This is a genomic window from Pseudoalteromonas sp. CO325X, assembly GCF_004208955.1.
Lineage (GTDB): Bacteria > Pseudomonadota > Gammaproteobacteria > Enterobacterales > Alteromonadaceae > Pseudoalteromonas > Pseudoalteromonas ruthenica.
On record NZ_SGPG01000001.1, the window covers coordinates 56,070 to 75,126 of the forward strand.

General features: G+C 47.8%; 15 protein-coding genes. 9 read left to right on the forward strand and 6 right to left on the reverse strand.

What is annotated here, in order from left to right:
* Positions 1-35: 35 nt before the first annotated feature.
* The 3 genes from EXT46_RS00300 to EXT46_RS00310 all read right to left on the reverse strand — a co-directional run bounded on the left by EXT46_RS00300 (position 36) and on the right by EXT46_RS00310 (position 2,244).
* Positions 36-824 carry an META domain-containing protein gene (locus EXT46_RS00300; RefSeq protein WP_130144492.1) on the reverse strand — a complete coding sequence of 263 codons (789 nt, stop codon included), beginning with the start codon at positions 822-824 and terminating at the stop codon, positions 36-38.
* 91 nt (positions 825-915) lie between these two features.
* Positions 916-1,482 carry an alkylphosphonate utilization protein gene (locus EXT46_RS00305; protein WP_130144494.1) on the reverse strand — a complete coding sequence of 189 codons (567 nt, stop codon included), beginning with the start codon at positions 1,480-1,482 and terminating at the stop codon, positions 916-918.
* A gap of 63 nt (positions 1,483-1,545) precedes the next feature.
* Complete coding sequence (locus EXT46_RS00310; RefSeq protein ID WP_130144496.1) at positions 1,546-2,244, reverse strand: transporter substrate-binding domain-containing protein; 699 nt, start codon at positions 2,242-2,244, stop codon at positions 1,546-1,548.
* A 183-nt stretch (positions 2,245-2,427) separates the two neighbouring features.
* Here EXT46_RS00310 and EXT46_RS00315 point away from each other — a divergent pair, with 183 nt between their 5' ends.
* From EXT46_RS00315 to EXT46_RS00345, 7 genes are all read left to right on the forward strand, one after another.
* On the forward strand, positions 2,428-3,690 hold the full coding sequence (locus EXT46_RS00315) for an HDOD domain-containing protein (RefSeq protein ID WP_130144498.1): 1,263 nt from the start codon (positions 2,428-2,430) through the stop codon (positions 3,688-3,690).
* A 44-nt stretch (positions 3,691-3,734) separates the two neighbouring features.
* A complete protein-coding gene (locus tag EXT46_RS00320; protein WP_130144500.1) occupies positions 3,735-4,361 on the forward strand; it encodes a paraquat-inducible protein A in 627 nt (208 codons plus the stop codon).
* Positions 4,362-4,384: 23 nt separating this feature from the next.
* Positions 4,385-4,735, forward strand: a complete 351-nt coding sequence (locus tag EXT46_RS00325) for a hypothetical protein (protein WP_130144502.1) — start codon at positions 4,385-4,387, stop codon at positions 4,733-4,735.
* Between the two features lie 65 nt (positions 4,736-4,800).
* A complete protein-coding gene (locus tag EXT46_RS00330) occupies positions 4,801-6,258 on the forward strand; it encodes an efflux RND transporter periplasmic adaptor subunit (protein WP_130144504.1) in 1,458 nt (485 codons plus the stop codon).
* Positions 6,255-9,377: an efflux RND transporter permease subunit gene (locus tag EXT46_RS00335; protein WP_130144506.1), complete on the forward strand. Its 3,123-nt coding sequence runs from the start codon at positions 6,255-6,257 to the stop codon at positions 9,375-9,377. The genes EXT46_RS00330 and EXT46_RS00335 overlap by 4 nt, the downstream gene beginning before the upstream one ends.
* Positions 9,370-10,092 carry a glutaredoxin gene (locus tag EXT46_RS00340; protein ID WP_130144508.1) on the forward strand — a complete coding sequence of 241 codons (723 nt, stop codon included), beginning with the start codon at positions 9,370-9,372 and terminating at the stop codon, positions 10,090-10,092. The genes EXT46_RS00335 and EXT46_RS00340 overlap by 8 nt, the downstream gene beginning before the upstream one ends.
* Before the next feature lie 109 nt (positions 10,093-10,201).
* Positions 10,202-10,657: a hypothetical protein gene (locus tag EXT46_RS00345; RefSeq protein WP_026111172.1), complete on the forward strand. Its 456-nt coding sequence runs from the start codon at positions 10,202-10,204 to the stop codon at positions 10,655-10,657.
* Here EXT46_RS00345 and EXT46_RS00350 read toward each other — a convergent pair.
* From EXT46_RS00350 to EXT46_RS00360, 3 genes are all read right to left on the reverse strand, one after another.
* Positions 10,643-12,133: an exopolyphosphatase gene (locus tag EXT46_RS00350; RefSeq protein ID WP_240701059.1), complete on the reverse strand. Its 1,491-nt coding sequence runs from the start codon at positions 12,131-12,133 to the stop codon at positions 10,643-10,645. The two genes, EXT46_RS00345 and EXT46_RS00350, sit on opposite strands and share 15 nt — an antisense overlap.
* The gene (gene ppk1, locus EXT46_RS00355) at positions 12,120-14,195 is read right to left on the reverse strand and encodes a polyphosphate kinase 1 (protein ID WP_130144510.1); all 2,076 of its coding nucleotides are present in this window, start codon (positions 14,193-14,195) and stop codon (positions 12,120-12,122) included. Before ppk1 ends, EXT46_RS00350 begins: the two co-directional genes overlap by 14 nt.
* Before the next feature lie 111 nt (positions 14,196-14,306).
* Positions 14,307-14,807: an ACT domain-containing protein gene (locus tag EXT46_RS00360; protein ID WP_022945406.1), complete on the reverse strand. Its 501-nt coding sequence runs from the start codon at positions 14,805-14,807 to the stop codon at positions 14,307-14,309.
* Positions 14,808-15,138: 331 nt separating this feature from the next.
* Between EXT46_RS00360 and EXT46_RS00365 the strand changes: the two genes are divergently transcribed.
* Both EXT46_RS00365 and pstA read left to right on the forward strand, forming a co-directional pair.
* Entirely contained in the window at positions 15,139-17,370 is a 2,232-nt protein-coding gene (locus EXT46_RS00365; RefSeq protein ID WP_130144512.1) for an ABC transporter permease subunit, read from the forward strand.
* A gap of 16 nt (positions 17,371-17,386) precedes the next feature.
* Positions 17,387-19,036 (forward strand): phosphate ABC transporter permease PstA, encoded by a 1,650-nt coding sequence (pstA, locus tag EXT46_RS00370; RefSeq protein WP_045979224.1) that lies wholly within the window; start codon positions 17,387-17,389, stop codon positions 19,034-19,036.
* Positions 19,037-19,057: the final 21 nt, after the last annotated feature.

Here is a 19,057-nt window from a genome sequence, read left to right on the forward strand (position 1 = left end):
TGTGCTAAAACATAAGCGTTAACCCAGTAGTTTCTTTAGTTGAAATAGACAGCTTGAAAGGTGGCTAAGCTGCTCCCTTGCTCGTCACGCAAAACCAGTTTTTCACCCATAATGTCGTAGCTGAACGTGTTCATTAACGCTTCACTCATTGAACTTTCTTGCGCCATCGAGTCCATACACATTTTCTTGGTGCTAGCGACTGCTTTAAAACGCAAGCCGAAATGTTGTCCCTTAACATATTGACCAGTAAAGTTGTTGCAGCCTAAGTAACCACTTACTTTACCATCATCGTGAAACTGCATATGCGGCTCACGTTCAGTTACTTGTACCTTGTTACCTTTCAAGGTGATGGCCTTCCAATAGGTATTCGTCAGAGACACATCGGGCTTCGCAACTTTTTCCATCATGACTTTGATTGGGCTTTGTGACTGCACGGTGCCAAAGGGATCGTTGTGCTCAGTGGTAATGTAGAGTAGTTCGCCATTACGAGTGACTTTGGCACTCACACTGTAACGCATATTGGCGATTACTTCAGACGAGTCAAAGGTGAGCTCAACGTTATACGGGGGCGCTCCCTCCAAGGGCAGGGTTTTACTTGCCAGTTCTTTTGCAGGAGCGTCCATCAAGGAAACATCGGCTAAGGTAACCTTTAGCTCAGCCCCAGGCGGAAGCAAACTGCGGTCGCGGTACATAACCTGAACCTGCATGGTTTTGCTCTGCACCGCAGGAGCTATATTTTGCTGTTGCGGCTCAACTGAGCTGCTACAAGCGCCAAGTAGAAGTGTGGTCAGAGCCACGGCGGGTAAAGTGACATTCATACTCATTACATAAACTCCTTAAATGCTAACGAAAGTGTAAGAAAATATGCATTAATAGGTACTTAATGTAGTACATCGCCATGACACTGAGGGGTTTTTATTTTTTTACATATTGGGTGACAATGACTATGCGCTGTCCGTCTACACGTCCTTCGATGTGTTCAGGGTTAGGGGTCAAGCTGATATTGCGCACGGCGGTGCCACGTTTCGCCACCAAGCTTGAGCCTTTTACATCAAGATCTTTAATAAGTGTCACGGTATCACCTGCATTTAAGCGCACGCCATTGGCGTCGAGGTGAATAACATCTTCTTCTTCAGCAATGGCAGCCTGAGCCCATTGCTGTGTTGGTTCATCCAAATACAGCATATCAAGCATGTCCATGGCCCAGCCGTGCTCGGTACTTAATTGATTCAACAACCGCCAAGCTACAACTTGTACTGCTGGGATTGGGCTCCACATACTGTCATTTAAACAATGCCAGTGAGTTGCGCTGAGTTGCTCATCACCATTAAGCTGCGCTGCACAGGTGGCACAGACTAAAATAGCTTTATCTGAATGGGCTTCGCCTTCAGGTGGTACCGCATAGACGCTGAGGTTATCTTGACTGGCGCATAGTTCGCAGGTGTTATTACTACGCTGTTTGAGGGTCTGTTCAATACTCATAGTTAACTTTTGGTAGGGAGAAATGGCAATTATAACCAAAATAACCTTACAAAAGGTAATGTTTTACAGGTAAAGCGCGATATATCGGTGTTTTAGCTTCTCATAGAAACCTTGGCTTTTTAACTCCTCAATTGCTTGATTCACTCGAGGTAATAGCGGCTGATGTTCACGCAGCAAGCGGATATGCATCTGTCCGCTTGAGTGGCGACCCCCTAAAGCAATATCAACGCTCAAACGATGAGCCCAATATTTAGCCGGTAAATCGCCGATGATCGCCACATCAATGCGACCTCGATGTAGAGCCAAAATCAACTCTCGTTCGCTATTAAAATCCATACGTTCGAACCTATTATCATCATGATAGTAATACCCTCTTACCGTGCCCACTGTTTGGCGAAAAATGCTGTCGCGTGTTTGGTATTGATGTACTTTAGATGTTAGGGCTACTAGATACTCATCGACTGGAAACAGTGGTGCAGAGAATACAAACTTTTCGTCGTGGCGCTGCGCTTGGGAAAGCCAACTGGGACTGATGACTTCAAAATCCAGCTGCTTTGCTTGAATGGACTGAACGGTGCGCTTAGGTGGCAAGCTGACATGCTGGCTGGCAATCTCTGCTTCGCTCATCACTGCCGCGATGTATTCGCGAACAATGCCTGGGTGCTTTGCGCTTTGCGTAGCATAGGGGTACCAACTTCCACTGGCGTTGACATTGTACTTTAAGGGTTGGGCACTGACCAATGAAGAGATCAGCAAGGCCATGACAGATAAGCAAACTACGTAGAACCGCATTCGTTTTAAGAAATTAAGCTATTTACTAACTAGCATAGTGGTAATTTAACTATTGCGCAGGTGTGAAAAGAAGAAAGTGAAAGTTTACAGTGACAACTCACCGATTAAGCGTTATATCAGTAATAGAGCGAAGAGTTTAGCGACAGGTGGTAAATGCAACAATCAGACTCCCAGACCCCTTCACAGCTGGAGGCGCAATATGTCGCCCGGCAAGCGCTATTCTCAAGCACCGGCGAATTAGTTGCTTATGAACTTCTCTATCGGGATTCGCCACAAAATTGCTTCCCTCAAGGGATGGGAGACTCAAAAGCCACGGGTCGCATGTTTTTCGACCTTATTTTGTTGCAAGGGCTCGAAAAAGTCAGTGCCGGCTTACCTGCTTTTTTAAACTTGGCCACAGACGCATTACTTGAGCAAATCCCCCAGCTACTTCCTAAAGATAACACCGTGATTGAGATTGTTGAGCGCAGCCGAGGAGTCTCTGAACTTGTTCATGTCGTCAGTGCCTTGAAGAAAAAAGGATACCGATTTGCACTGGATGACTATGATCAAGATCCCAAGTGGCAGCCACTGTTAGAGCTGGTGGATTACATTAAAATTGAAATGGAGCCAAAACTTATCAGTACAGTGATGCTGATAAAAAAATTGCGCATGGTGTATCCACAAGCACAAATTATTGTTGAGCGCATAGAGACCCATGAGCAAGCAAAAGCAGTATTGGGGGCCGGAGCCGATCTGTTACAAGGGTATTTTTTTGCCAAACCCGCGATGCTGGAATTTAAAAATATTAGCCCTGCCAAGCGTGTAATAATTGAATTACTGCAATTAACCATGAGCGCCGAAATTGATTTCAAAGAAATCGCCAAACGCATTAGTGTCGACGTTTCGTTGACCGCGCGGATATTAAGAATGGCTAATGGCCTCAGTGGTACGCGCGCCAATATTAGCTCCTTACAACAGGCAGTGACTTACCTTGGTGAGCAAAGTATTCGTCGCTTCATTCGCGTTCTCGCATTAGGAGAACTAGGCGCCCAAAAACCCGCAGAGCTAACTAAGCTCGGGCTAATGCGTGCCCAGCTTATTGCCGAATTAGTGTCGCCAGCGGGCAAGGCGATGGTAGAGCAGGGTTATCTTCTAGGGCTTTTATCTGTACTTGATGCCGTGTTGGATGTGTCGCTGGAAAACTTGGCCAAGGAATTCTCTCTTGATGGGGCGCTCAGCGGTGCCTTGCTTAATGCCCAAGGAATGCTGGGCCAAGCTCTTAACTTGGCGTACGCATGCGAACAATGCCAGTGGCCACTCGCCGAGGAAATTTTGCAAACCATTCGCCCAGCCAGTGAACCGCAAGTATTGTATGCAGCGCTGTCACAATCGCGAATTTACTGCGATAAAACCATGGAATTGCTTAGCGACTAGCGACACAGTATGCTGACCTTAGGTGATAAATTTGGAGCGTGTTTGTGGGTCGCATTGTTATCATATTGTTTTTGCTTGGGTCCTTGGCGCTTCTTGCGGTGGCGGTTACTCAGCCGGCGTTGACTATCGAGGCAAAAATTGAAAAGTCACAACTAGCCAACACCGCAGTGGATGCCTTGGTAGCTGAATCCGACTCGCAGAGTCGGCGTATGCTCAGTATGCTGTCACAAATGCTGGGACTAGATAAGCTCGAGGGGCAAATAGACGCCTACGGCAAAACGCGCAGTATATGGGGGACGGTGAGTGAACTCTATCACCATGACAACGTACTGGTCGCAGTATTAGTGGGAGCATTTTCACTGCTTATACCGCTGTTTAAAACCTGCTTACAATTATTAGCAATGCTGATAAACACACGGCAATGGCGTTTAAAGCTACATTGGCTAAGTGCTCTGCTAAGTAAGTGGAGTATGGCCGATGTCTTTGTTTTAGCGCTAATTATTACCTACTTAGGAGGCAATGCTGATGACCACTTTGGGCAGCTTGTGGATATGAACGCGCAACTGCACATTGGTTTTTGGTTGTTTTTCGCGTATTGCCTGATGTCGATTATATCAAGTATACTGATTAACCAAGAGATGCGGCGCGAGCTGCAAACACATAGCAAATAACCTAACCAAGGCTTTCATTCACTATGGCGAAAGTGACGCATTACATCATCACCTTATTGCTGCTAGTTTTAGCTAGTACGCCGGTGAGTGCGTCGGTGCAAAGCCAGTGTACTCATATGCAACAGCAAAATGATGCTATGAGTTCGATGATGGCGCATCACGCGGTTATGGCCGATAGCCAGCCCAGTCAACATGACTGTTGCGAGCAGGATATGCAGTGCACCTGCCCAGATAGTTTGTGTCATGCGCAAGCTTTCATAGCCAACAATATGGTTGTTGCAAGTATTGTTGTTGCCACGAAGTCACACCTACAACCGAGTCGTGCTCCGACGCGACTCGCCACCAGCCTATTTAGACCCCCTATTATTGCTTGACCTAGCACCAGTGCGTCCGGCGCACAGCAACATACTGTTGATATCTCTATTTCTAGGTAAGCAAAATGAAACAATTAGTGAAGTATGCACTCGCGATGGGTATTGCGGCTGCAGTTACTTGGGGTGTGACCCAAGTAAGTCACGATGGTGCACCCGCATCATCAACCGAAGAACAACAAAGCGCTGAGAAACAGCCGCTCTACTGGGTCGCGCCAATGGACTCCAGCTATCGTCGCGATGGCCCAGGGAAATCTCCTATGGGGATGGATTTGGTGCCTGTCTATGACGAGCCTGAAGATGAACCGGGCGTCATTGCCATTAGCGCCAGTGTTGAGAACAACCTCGGTGTTCGCAGTGCGCAAGTGTCAAAGCGGCAACTGGTTAACTCGATTACATCGTTTGGCAATATTCGCTACGATGAAGAAGCCATGGTTCATGTGCACCCGCGAGTGGCCGGTTGGGTTGAACAGCTTTATGTCAAATCTGCAGGCGCGAAAGTCAGTCAGGGCCAGCCTTTATATACTTTGTATAGCCCTGATTTAGTCAACGCTCAAAAGGAATTTATTCTTGCCCTTAATAGCCAAGACGAGGTGCTGCGTAGCGCCGCAGTCGCACGCTTAAAAGCCTTTAAAATTGCCCCCAGCTTTATCGAAGAGCTCACCGAAACACGCAAGGTGCAGCAGAATATCACCTATTATGCGCGACAAGATGGTGTGATTGAGCAGCTTAATGTGCGCGAAGGCTTTTACGTTAAGCCCGAAAATTCATTAATGGATATAGCTGCAACCGACCAAGTATGGGTGATTGTCGATGTCCATGAGCGTCAATTGCCGTATTTAAACGAAGGCGCAGACGCGGTTATGACGCTGGATTACTTACCACAAATGCGCTGGCGTGGCAGCGTTGAATACGTCTACCCCAGCCTAGATACGACGACGCGCACAGCGCAAGTGAGATTGCGCTTTGCCAATCCAAATGGTGCGCTCAAGGCAAATATGTTTGCCAAAGTTGTCATTGATGCTAGCGATAACGCCCCGACCTTGAGTGTGCCTCAGCAAGCGGTGATTAACACCGCGCAAGGGCAGCGTGTGGTGCTGGCTCTCGGCGATGGACGCTTTAAATCGGTAGCGGTGCATACAGGTCGCGTGGCCGATTCATGGGTCGAGATTCTCGCTGGCTTAGAGCCAGGTCAAGAAATAGTGACCTCCGGCCAATTCTTACTGGATTCCGAGTCAAATAAACAAGCTGAGCTGGCGCGCTTGGATAAACGCGACTATGCCCATGCCAGGGTGAACGGTGAAGTAAAAGCTATTAATCACGCTGAGCGTACTGTACGTATCGCGCGCGGTCCGATTGAAAAGTGGAATCGAGAAGCGACGACCATGGATTTCAAATTAGATGCTGGGCTGGCCACTGATTTTCTCAGTGAAGGTATGCAAATCCGCTTTCGTTTTGAGATACGCGCAGGGCAATTTGTGATCACCGATATTGAGATCCTAAGCGAGCAGGAAGGTGCATCATGATTGCGGCTATTATTCATTGGTCGATAAAAAACCGTGCCTTAGTGGTTTTAATGACTTTGATGCTCACCGGGGCTGGTTTATATACCTTAAAGAACACCCCGGTTGATGCAATTCCAGATTTGTCTGATGTGCAGGTGATTGTCAAAACCAGCTACCCTGGTCAAGCCCCTCAGGTAGTACAAGATCAGGTCACCTTTCCACTCACCAGCGCCATGATGTCAGTGCCGGGGGCAAAAACCGTGCGCGGTTTTTCGTTCTTTGGCGATTCTTACGTGTACATCATTTTTGATGATGACACCGATATGTACTGGGCCCGCTCACGCGTACAAGAGTATTTGTCACAAGTAGAGGGAGACTTACCGAGTAGCGCGCAGCCACGCCTGGGTCCCGATGCCACCGGGGTCGGGTGGGTGTACATTTACGCCCTCACTGACACCACAGGCAGCCATGATTTAAGTGAACTGCGCAGTATTCAGGACTGGTTGCTAAAGTACGAACTGCAAGCGGTGCACGGGGTGTCCGAAGTGGCCACGGTCGGTGGCATGGTAAAGCAGTATCAAATTGAGCTCGACCCGCAAAAATTGCGCGCCTACGACATTCCTGTGGCGATGGTGGCACGGGCGGTAAAAGATAACAACCAAGCGATTGGCGCCTCTGTGATAGAACAAGCCGAAGCCGAGTATATGGTCACTGCCACCGGTTATATTCAATCTACTGACGCACTAGCGCAAACGCCGCTGGGGATTCAAAACAATGGTGTGCCTTTGCTGCTGCGCGATGTGGCGCGAGTAACCCTGGGGCCGCAAATGCGCCGAGGTATAGCTGAACTTAACGGTCAAGGCGAGGTTGTTGGCGGTATTGTGGTGATGCGCTTTGGTGAGAATGCTCAGCGTACGATTGATGGTGTTAAGGCGCGCCTAGATGAACTGCGTGGCAGCCTTCCTGAAGGCGTGGAAATCGTCCCGGTGTACGACCGCTCAAACCTCATCGGCAACGCTATTGATAACTTAGCTGATAAATTGCTTGAAGAACTTCTCATTGTCGCGTTAGTGTGCGCGGCCTTTCTTTTTCACCTGCGCTCTTCGCTGGTGGCGGTGATCACCTTACCTCTGGGTATCTTAGTGGCATTCATCGTCATGTATATGCAGGGCATTAACGCCAATATCATGTCGTTGGGCGGAATTGCTATTGCTATTGGGGCAATGACCGATGGCGCCATTGTGATGATAGAAAACATGCATAAACACATGGAGCGAGAGCCGCTGAATAACGATAACCGCTGGCGTATTGTTGCGCAGTCGGCGGCCGAAGTGGGGCCGGCGCTATTTTTTAGCTTGCTAATTATCACGGTGAGCTTTTTGCCAGTGTTTATTCTTGAGGCCCAAGAGGGGCGCTTGTTTGCGCCGCTGGCGTTCACCAAGACCTACGCGATGGCTGCCGCTGCTGGTCTAGCTATTACCGTGGTCCCTGTGCTTATGGGCTACTTTATTCGTGGCAAAGTAGTCAGTGAGAATAAAAACCCATTAAACCGGCTATTGGTTGCGCTTTATCGGCCGCTGCTCAGTGGCGTTTTGCGTTTCCCTAAGATTGCTTTGTTATTAGTGCTGGCAGTGGGTGGGGCAACCTACTACCCACTGAGTAAGCTGGGGAGCGAATTTATGCCGCCTTTGGATGAAGGCGACTTAATGTACATGCCCACCACTTATCCAGGGTTATCAATCGGTAAAGCGCGTGAACTACTGCAACAAACCGATAAATTGATCAGCACCGTGCCCGAGGTGGCTTCGGTATTCGGTAAAATAGGCCGCGCTGATACCGCCACAGATCCTGCACCATTGACCATGATTGAAACCTTTATTCAGTTTAAGCCAAAGAGTCAGTGGCGTGAGGGCATGACCATCGATAAGCTTAAGGACGAGTTAGACGCCCTCGTTAAGTTTCCTGGGTTAACTAATGCTTGGGTGATGCCGATAAAAACCCGGATCGATATGCTCGCCACCGGTATTAAAACCCCGGTGGGGATCAAAGTGGCGGGGCCAGATTTAAATAAAATTCAAGAAATTGGTCAGGATATTGAGCGTTTATTGAAAGACTTCCCCGGCACTGCCTCGGTGTACTCTGAGCGGGTGGCAGGAGGACGCTATTTAGATATTCGTTTTGACCGCGCGCTGCTTGGCCGCTATGGGCTGTCTATGGCGCAAGTGCAAAGCATGATTGCCACTGCGGTAGGGGGGCAAACCCTAACGCAAACTATCGAAGGGCAACAGCGTTACCCCATTAACCTGCGCTTTCCGCAAAGCTACCGTGATTCGCCACAAAGTTTAGGGAGGTTGCCCATTATTACCCCTACTGGCGTGCAATTACAGCTCGATGATGTTGCCGACATTCGCGTCACTTCGGGGCCTGCGGGGATCAAGAGCGAAAACTCGCGCATTAACGGCTGGACGTTTGTCGATATCAATAACGTCGATATGGGCAGCTATGTTAGTGAAGCTAAAGCCTATCTGCAGCAGTCTTTGGAGTTACCTCCTGGCTACTCACTGCGCTTTGCGGGTCAGTATGAATATATGGAGCGGGCGAAAGCCAAGCTCAGTTATGTGGTGCCCTTGACCCTCGCTATTATCGCTATTTTGTTGTTTTTAAACTTTCGCCGTTTTGCTGAGGTCGCCATTATCATGGGCACGGTGCCATTGGCGCTTATCGGTGGGGTGTGGTTGCTTTACCTGATGCAATTCAACCTGTCGGTGGCTGTGGGTGTGGGCTTTATCGCTCTTGCCGGTGTCGCCGTAGAAATTGGCGTGATTATGCTGGTGTATTTAAATCAAGCTTATGATGAGGCCAAGCTCCAGCATGGGCCATTAACACCGGCTCAGTTACGCCAAGCGATTAAAACCGGTGCTGGATTGCGAGTGCGCCCTGTAATGATGACGGTTGCGACCATTATTATTGGGCTGTTGCCCGTACTCTATGGCAGCGGTACCGGCAGTGAGGTAATGAGCCGCATTGCCGCGCCTATGGTCGGTGGCATGGCAAGTGCATTGTTGCTGACACTGATCGTTATCCCGGCTGTGTATTTCTTATGGCGGGTAAACACACAAACAAGGAGTCGACATGAGTAATAATCATATTTATCGCAAACCGAGTTGTCCATTTGGTGAAAAGGCCATTGCGCTCCTTGATAGCCAGAATGTTGACTATGAAGATCACGTTTTTGCCGATAAGGAAGAGGAGCAAGCACTTAAATCTCGCTTCGATGTTGGCACTACACCGCAAATCATCTTGGATGGTGAGCGTATCGGCGGTTTTGATGATTTACAGCAACACTTTGGTGTACAGAGCGATGAGCAAGACGATGAGCAAAGCTATACGCCCGTTATTGCAGTATTTAGCACCGCTTTTGCTATCGCCCTTGCGCTAAGCGCTGGGCATATGGGATGGCAATTAACCACCTTAGTGATGAGCTTTATGGGCGCATCACTGTGTTTATTGGCGCTGTTAAAATTGATGGATATAGGCAGTTTTGTTAATGGTTTTAAAGAGTATGATCTACTGACCATGAAGCTCCCTGCTTATGGGTACATTTATCCGTTTTTAGAGCTTGCCGCCGGACTGGGGATGCTCAGCGGCTTATGGCCATGGGCGACGGCTGTGATCGCGACTTTTGCCGGTCTCATTGGCGGCATATCGGTATTTAAAGCCGTATATATCGATAAGCGTGACCTCAACTGTGCGTGTGTTGGTGGTAATCAATCAGTCCCTCTAGGAGCCGTCAGCTTTTCTGAGAACGCCATCATGTTGGTAATGAGTCTTTGGATCTTTTACACCCTAGGGTGAAATAATTACCTAACAGTGCATGCCCATTGTATTAAGAAGCCCGTGTGACAGCGGGCTTTTTTTGTGCATGAAACTTGCTGTGTATAAAACACTATCTAAAGGAGGCTATATGCAAGTTAAAAAGATTAATCATGTACTGGATTGGACAGTGGAATTTCACAACCGACTTGCTGCCAATTTTGAACAGCTCGGTTTAAGCAGCGATAAGCGCTGTGCCATGCTGTTAGATTATCTAAGTGGGTATGAGGGGAAGCTTGCTGCTGACGTTGCCAGTTTTAAAATATTAACCAGCTCTAATGCGTTAAATACCTGGTGCTATGAGTACTTTGCCGAAAATCCAGAGCTGATTGACTTCGAATCATTAAGTGCCGATATGGCCCATGATGAGCAGCAAGTACAAAACTACCTAGCCAAAAAACATCAACAGGTTATCGATCTTTATCAGTACCTGACCGAGCGCGCAGAGATTGAAGATTGTAAAGACGTGCTTTCGCAAATACTGCTCACTGAACAAAATGCGTTACAACAAATGATGCAAAGCGCTAATCGCCTAAAAGACGTGTAAATCTAGCCCCAGCTTTTTCCATTGTTGCTGCTCGGCCTCAAGGTCGGCAGCGAGCAAGGTGTTATCAGACAGCCACTGCTTGCCAAATTGCAACGTGAGTGCATTACTCTCTGCGCTGATTTTATAGTCAGGCTTTTGCTTGGCTTGGCGCTTTTGATTCATTAATACAGCAAGACGAAATAGGGCAATCATGCGCTTCAACGTTAGTGAAGGAAGCGCAATAAATTCAGGCAACGCTTTGAGCTTAATTTTTTTTCTGTAAAAGCGAATAAGACATGCAAGTAACCGTTGTTGTTCTTGGGTAAACCCCGGAAGTTGGCTATTAGCAATAATGTAGGCACTGTGTTTATGTAATCCAGAGGAGTTTATGCTTAAGCCAACCTCATGCAGCTGAGCTGCCCATAACAGCACGGGGAGATCATCCTCATGGGTTAACTGCCAAGGCTGCTCAATTTGAGGAAAGAGCCATTGCAAGGTGGCACTGACATTGGCCGCATGTTCACTGTCAACCACATATCGAGTGGAGATATTGGCTATCGTGGCAACACGTATATCTTTGTGCGCGTGCAGCTCTGTGAGCTCGTAAAGAATGCCCTCGCGCAGTGAAAAGTCACAGTAGGTGAGTGCATCAATATCAAAAAACGTCATCACGGCGTAAAGAATCGCTAGGCCACCACAAAAAGTGGGTCGCCGCTCTTCGCTGAGCTCGGCAAATTCCAATCGCTCTATATGGCCTGAGTCACAGCTTGCTTCAATCAAGGTTGCCAATGCTGCTTGGGTGAGTGGCTGGGTTAAGTCACCTTGATGGCACAGGGCGCTGAGCATTTTGGCTGTACCTGAGGTGGCCAGTACATGTTGCCAACCTAATTGGATGAAGCTATTCGCGATAGACTCTAACTCTTGCTCGGCTTTAACAATAGCGCGTTTAAAGCGCTTTTTTGAGATACGCCCGTCAGCAAAAAACTGTTGCGAATAGCTCACGCAGCCCATGTTTCTGCTGCTCAAACGCTGGTGTTGGTGATGCTCTCCGATGGCCAGCTCGGTACTACCTCCACCGATATCAATCACCAAACGTAGCCCCTCATGGTGTACGTGTTGGGCGATGCCTTGATAAATGAGGCGTGCTTCCTCTTGACCAGAAATAACATCGATATGAAATGGAAACACCGAACGAGCACGGCGCATGAAGCTTTTGATATTGCGCGCCCGGCGTAAGGTATAGGTCGCAACCACCTTAACGTTGGCGGCAGGAAAATCGATGAGAGTGCGAGCAAATTGCCGTAAAACGCTGACCGCTCTTTCTATGGCCTCATCACTCAGGCAGTCGTTGTTATCAAGGCCAGCGGCAAGATATACGCGCTGCTTTTCTTTGTGTAACACCTCTAAACGACCATCAACCTCTCTTGCTAGCAACAAGTGAAAGCTGTTGGAGCCTAAATCGACAGCAGCGAAAGTAGTGACATCATTGGTGTGCACGATTGCTTTCCCATTTCTTTAAGTAATCATGAATGGCAATTTGCGAGCGGATTTTTTTCTTGTTCCCTCGACGAACGTAATGATTTCTTTGCTCGGCGTCAATCACTCGGGCTTTACTGCGATCGCGCCACTGTAACTCGAGTATATCGATGATTACCTGCTGCAAGCTGCGATTATAAACAGGGACGCCTACTTCTACCCGGTGATCAAGGTTACGTGTCATCAAGTCAGCGGATGAAATAAATACCTGGGTATGCTCAGCACTGCCAAAGACCATCACCCGAGGATGCTCTAGGAAACGATCTACGATACTAATGACTTTAATATTGTCACTGAACCCCTTGATGCCGGGGACCAAAGAGCACATGCCACGAATGATCAGCCTTATTTTAACCCCTGCCTGGGCCGCGATATACAGCTTATCAATTAACTCTTTATCAACTAAGTTATTGACCTTGATAAAAATGTGACCTTTCTTTGCTAGCGCTACTTGCTCATCAATTAACTCCTCGATACGCTCACGCGCATTCACAGGTGAGACCATCAGATGCTGGAACTTAAAGTGTTTGTAGCTGTGCTCGATAAACTTAAACACGTTATCGCACTCTTCACATATCTCGGGATCGCGAGTGAATAAGCTAAAGTCAGTGTATATTTTTGCTGTTTTTTCATGGAAGTTGCCGGTGCCAATATGTGCATATTGCACAATCTGCCCGTGTTCTTTGCGATGAATCACGCACAGTTTGGAGTGCACTTTGAGAGAAGGGATGCCAAAGATCACCTTGATCCCAGCTTCGTCCAAGTTCTTTGCCCATTGGATATTATTTTGTTCATCGAAGCGCGCTTTTAACTCCACCATAACGGTGACTTTCTTACCATTCTTTGCCGCATTCACCAGCGCACCAATTAACCGCGACTGACTGGCAACGCGATAAATATTGACCTTTATATGTAATACGTCAGGGTCGAAAGATGCTTGGCGCACATAGTTCAAAAAGTGATTGAAGGTATGGTAGGGGTAATACAGCAGAATGTCTTGATGGCTAATGGCATCAAATACGCTTGTGAAATGATCAAAAGTGTGTGAGCGAATGGTTGCCAGAGGGCGGTTCTCAAGGTAGCGCCGGCCGACATTGGGAAAGGCTAAAAAGTCGCGAAAGTTGCGATAGCGGCCGCCAGGGATCAGGGCATCATAGCGAGTGATCCCCAAGCGTCGTCTTAGTGCTTTAAGCATCTCCCCGGGCAAGGCACTGTCGTATACTAAACGCACAGGCTCTGAGCGCAACCGCTGTTTTAGACCTTTTGACATTTTATCCAACAGGCCTTCTTCGATTTCATCGTCGAGGTTATATTCAGCATCACGAGTGAGCTTTATGGCGAAACCACGAATGGCGTCAAAGCTAAAAAAGCTGGCAAATACCTGTTCAAGATAATAGAGAATGATGTCATCAAGCAGAACGATGGTTTTGTGGCGGCGGGTTTTTTCCGCAGGTAATTGCACAAAACGTGGTAGTCGGTTGGTCGGCACTTCCAACAATGCATAATGGCTTTTCTCATGACGCATTTCGACAAATAAATAGGTCATGGTGTCGTTGATATGCTCGGAATAGTTTTTGTTTTGATCAAGCAGAATGGGCGACAGGTGCTCTAATACTTCAGATTTAAAATATGCTAACAGCCATTGCTGGTGAAACTCACTGAGTTGCTCGGGTCGATCAACATGAATATTGTGCTCGTTGAGGGCCACTAAGATATCATCATAGATAACGTTAAAGTCTTGCCCTAGCTTAAGTACTTTGTCCTGAATTTGCTGCATCAGGGCTTCATCTTCATCGAAGTTTGCATCAGGAAGTTTGTTCAGCAGGATTCGGCGTTTTACGTCAGCAACGCGCACTTGAAAAAATTCATCAAGATTGTTGGAAAATATGCCCAGAAAGCGAATGCGTTCAATGATAGGGTTGTTTTTATCTTTTGCCTCTTGCAGTACGCGCTCATTAAAAGAAAGCCAACTGAGCTCTTTGGGGTAGTAGCTCGCCTGCATAACAATATGTTCCGGTTTCATAATACACTCAGTGTAGAAGAGAGTCTGCGTGAGTGTATTAATTTATTACCGCAGTATGACCAGAAGATGACATAACAGCGCTGTCATCTTCTTAGTAGATACAAGTTGTTTTTAGCTTTCTATATCAACGATAACATCTGGGGTGATTGATTCCAGAGCGTCAATCACGACATCGCGCTGCATTCCCGCTGGCAAGGTAACCGTAGCAACCGCACTGAATAAGGGCGAACCCCAGTTGGGAGCACTTTGTTGCTTCGATGTCAGGTGCGTGATATTGGCGCCTTTGTGACGGATCACTGCGGCTAATTCTTGCACTATACCAGGTCTATCATTTCCTGTGATCGCAAGGTTTAAACACTCAGGTGTGTCATTGGCAAGTTTATCTCCCGACTCAATACGGATCTCTAAGTGCGGGGATTGTTGTAGTGCGTCTTGAAGCTCTTTCAGGTGCTCTTCAGCGACCTCGACCTGAACAATACCAGCAAACTTACCAGCGAGATGTGAGAGGTTGCTGGCTAGCCAATTGCCGTGATGATCTAAGATGACGGAGGAAAGTTCTTCAACGAGGCCGGGACGATCTTGGCCTAATACGGTCAGTACTAACTGCTGCATAAATAACGGTCTCTTTATTATTGTGGAAATTTAGTCAGCTCATGCGGCTGCCTTTTTCGAGCACAGCCTTAAAATAAGATAGATAAACGTATAATTATTAAAAAGTTAAGGTGGTCTTCACGTGCTCGCTATGAGCAAGTATTGACCCCTTTTCGGGGTTTGTCCAATTCTTCGCAATGGCAATTTGCTATAGGTCATAACCAGATGTAAAAACAGCCTTGGCAGTATTGGTTGTTTTTCACTCATTTCGTACTAGTTTTTCCGTTATGTAACAAAACTGTCATTTTGATGAAATATAATCCGCGCATCGTAAAGATATAAGGGTGTATTGATGACTTCCAATCCGCAAAACTTAACATTTAGCACGGATAGAAGCCGTCTATTTAAAGACAAGATAGCCCAGTTTGGCATTACCTCTGGCGGGGTAATGGTGCTCGTGGCGCTGTTGCTGATATTTTTCTATCTCCTCTATGTGGTGCAACCTATTTTTGAGTCTGCGCACATCGAAGAGCGTGCAAGCTTTGATGTTGCACAACAGGATGTTGTCGGCTTAGGGCTTGAAGAACAAACCGAAATTGCCTATCTGCTTAAGCGTGATGGGGCGGTGGACTTTTACAACATTCAAGAGCAAGGCTTTGGTCAACAAATGACCGAGCTGAAAACGGCTCTTCCTGCAGACGTGACCAGCTTTGCGTCTAGCGCACCGCACCAAGGTTTATATGCCTATGGTTTAAGCAATGGTGAGGCGGTTATCGTTAAGCCAAGCTTTATGGTGAGCTTCCCCAATAATCAGCGCAAGTTGACTCCACGTTTGACTTACCCTTTAGGCGAAAAGCCGCTAGAGGTTGACCCACAAGGTCAGGCCATTAAACGTTTTGCATTCTCGCAAAGCGAAGAAAAAGTGGTGATGGTGGCCCTAACCGCAGACAAGCGAGTGGTATTTAGCGCCTATGTCGGTGAAGAAAACTTCATGACCGGCGAGGTTGAGTGGGTTGCTGAACAAACCGAGCTTAACATCGATGGCCGCATTGATGAGCTGTTGATCTCGCCCGACGGCAGTCGCGTTTTCGTGCGTTCAGCCAACCAAATTTATATCTATAACAGCCGTTATGCCAGCGACGTTGAGCTGACGCAAGTACTTGCTGCTAACGAAGAAAATGCCAACATTATTTCCGCGCAGCTGCTTGCTGGCGCCAATTCACTGATGCTGGCAAACGACAATGGCGAGGTATCGCAGTGGTTTGAGGTGAACACCGATGACGGCAAAGCCTTTAAGAAAATCCGCGCCTTTGAAACCTCAAAGCAAAAAGCCATTGATATATACACCGAATTTTATCGCCGCACTTTCTTTACTGCCGGTGACAATGGTGAGCTTGGGGTGTATTACACCACCAGTGAAGCGAAACTATGGCAGGGCAAAGTGGCCGATGGCATGATCAAAAATTTTGCCATTGCTCCGCGTTCAAATGCAGCGCTGATCTTGGCTGATAACCAAGTGAAGGTGATAGAAATTGAGAATGAGCACCCAGAGGTAACTTGGTCTGGGTTGTGGCAGGAAGTCTGGTATGAAGGCTACCCTGAGCCTGATTATATTTGGCAATCAACGTCGGCCAGTGATGATTTTGAATCTAAGTTTTCACTGATCCCAATTTCTTTCGGTACTCTTAAAGCGGCGATGTACGCCATGCTATTTGCTGTGCCCATTGCACTTTCTGCTGCTGTGTATACCGCTTACTTTATGTCTAGCGAACTACGCAAAGTGGTGAAGCCCACCGTTGAAATTATGGAAGCCTTACCAACCGTTATTCTCGGTTTCCTTGCTGGTCTTTGGTTAGCGCCTTTGATTGAGGAAAACTTGCCCGCCATAGTCGCGTTGTTGATATTGCTGCCCGTTGCCATTATTAGCACTGCCTTTGCTTGGACAAAACTGCCTGAGCAGATCCGTCATCGTATTCCTGATGGAGCGCACTCAATTATTTTGGTGCCGGTTGTGCTACTGGTTGGCTGGGTTTCCTTTGCTATGAGCGGCAGCGTCGAGAACTGGTTATTTGATGGTAATGCACGTCAGTTTATTACTAATGAACTGGGTATGACTTTTGATCAGCGCAACTCGTTGGTGGTAGGAATTGCCATGGGCTTTGCCGTTATTCCGACCATATTTTCGATTGCCGAAGACGCAGTATTCAGTGTTCCTCGCCACCTTACGCAAGGCTCTCTAGCTCTAGGTGCTACCCAATGGCAAACCTTAGTGCGGGTGGTCTTGCTGACAGCGAGTCCGGGCATTTTCTCGGCGGTTATGATGGGTTTAGGCCGCGCCGTGGGTGAAACCATGATTGTACTCATGGCCACCGGTAATACCCCGATTATGGATTGGAGTATCTTCCAAGGTATGCGTACGTTAGCAGCAAACATTGCCGTAGAGATGCCGGAATCTGAAGTGGGTAGTTCACACTATCGCATTCTATTCTTGGCAGCCTTTGTACTCTTTATTTTCACCTTCGTGTTTAACACGCTTGCTGAGTTTGTTCGTCAGCGTCTGCGTGAAAAATACAGCTCACTGTAATTAGAGGAGACACGACATGGTAAGACAGTGGTTTAAGTCTGGTTCTCCTTGGATTTGGATGACCGGTGGTGCTGTAAGCATCAGTTTGATTTCTGTAATTGGCTTGTTAGCGCTAATTGCATGGCGTGGCCTGAGCTTTTTCTGGCCATCAGAAGTACACCAGTTTGAAGTGCAAGGCTCTGTACCTCAGCAAACGGTCATTGGCGAAATCTATGATCGCGAGGCGGTGCCCGCGAGTCGAGTACGAGCCTCCGGGGTTGAGTTAAAAAACTATGGCGCCGAAGAGATTACCCGTTACCTCATTAAAACCGGTAACCGTGAGTATGTTGATTTGGATTTCCGTTGGTTATTAGAAACCGACATCCAAAAACAGTCGACGCCGAAAGAGCTCGCAGTGTTTGAACGCTCTAAAAATGGTAACTTCTATGGTTATATTGAGCAGGTCTATGAGCAAGGTGAGCTGGTACAAGGCGACAAGGTCGCCAAATTGGAAGAGCTGGTCGAGCGCGCGGTTGAGCTTAATGAGCAGGCGCTTGATTTACAAAACGGTGAAATCGGTCACATTAACTATGAACTTGAGCAATTACGTCTACAAGAGCGTGCGTATGAGCTTGATAATGACCTAACACCCGAGCACATGGCTGAGCTTGAAGCCGAGCGTAAACGTTTGCGTGAAGCTTATAAAGGCTATGAGAAAGAGCTCTTTGCGTTGCGTGATGCCGCCAAGCGAGACAAAGTGATCGTGCGAGACATGCGTGGTGAAATGGTGACCTTACCGCTTTATCAAGTGCTTGATTTTTGGCAGCCAAATGACATGGGCTTCTTTGCCAAGCTCGGTCATTACTTTGGTCAGTTGGGCAAGTTCATCGCCGATGACCCGCGTGAAGCAAACACCGAAGGTGGCGTTTTCCCAGCAATATTCGGCACCGTATTTATGGTGATGCTAATGGCCGTGATCGTGACACCGTTTGGGGTTGTGGCCGCTATCTACTTACACGAATACGCAGCGAAAAATGCGGTGACGAAGATGATCCGTATCGCGGTGATAAACCTTGCAGGTGTACCATCGATTGTATACGGGGTATTCGGCCTTGGCTTCTTCGTCTACATGTTAGGTGGCAGTTTAGACCAGCTATTTTATCCTGAAGCGGCGCCTAGCCCCGTGTTTGGTACGCCAGGGGTGATGTGGTCGGCGTTGACCTTGGCGATTTTGACCCTGCCGGTAGTGATTGTGTCCACCGAAGAAGGACTTTCTCGAATCCCGGGCTCGGTGCGTCAAGGCTCACTCGCCCTCGGGGCGACCAAAGCGGAAACACTGTGGCGTATCGTGGTGCCAATGGCGAGCCCAGCGATTATGACCGGCCTTATTCTGGCGGTAGCGCGCGCGGCGGGTGAAGTGGCGCCGTTGATGTTGGTTGGGGTGGTGAAAATGGCTCCGACCCTACCGTTAGATGGTAACTTTCCTTATGTGCACTTAGACCGTAAATTTATGCACTTAGGCTTCCATATTTATGACGTTGGCTTCCAAAGCCCGAACGTAGAGGCTGCGCGACCCTTGGTTTATGCAACCGCGTTTTTACTGGTGACGGTGATCATCACCTTGAACATCACCGCAATTGGTATTCGTAACCACTTGCGTGAAAAGTTCCGCGCCCTAGATAAGTAATGTAAAGAATTGAGATAGGTA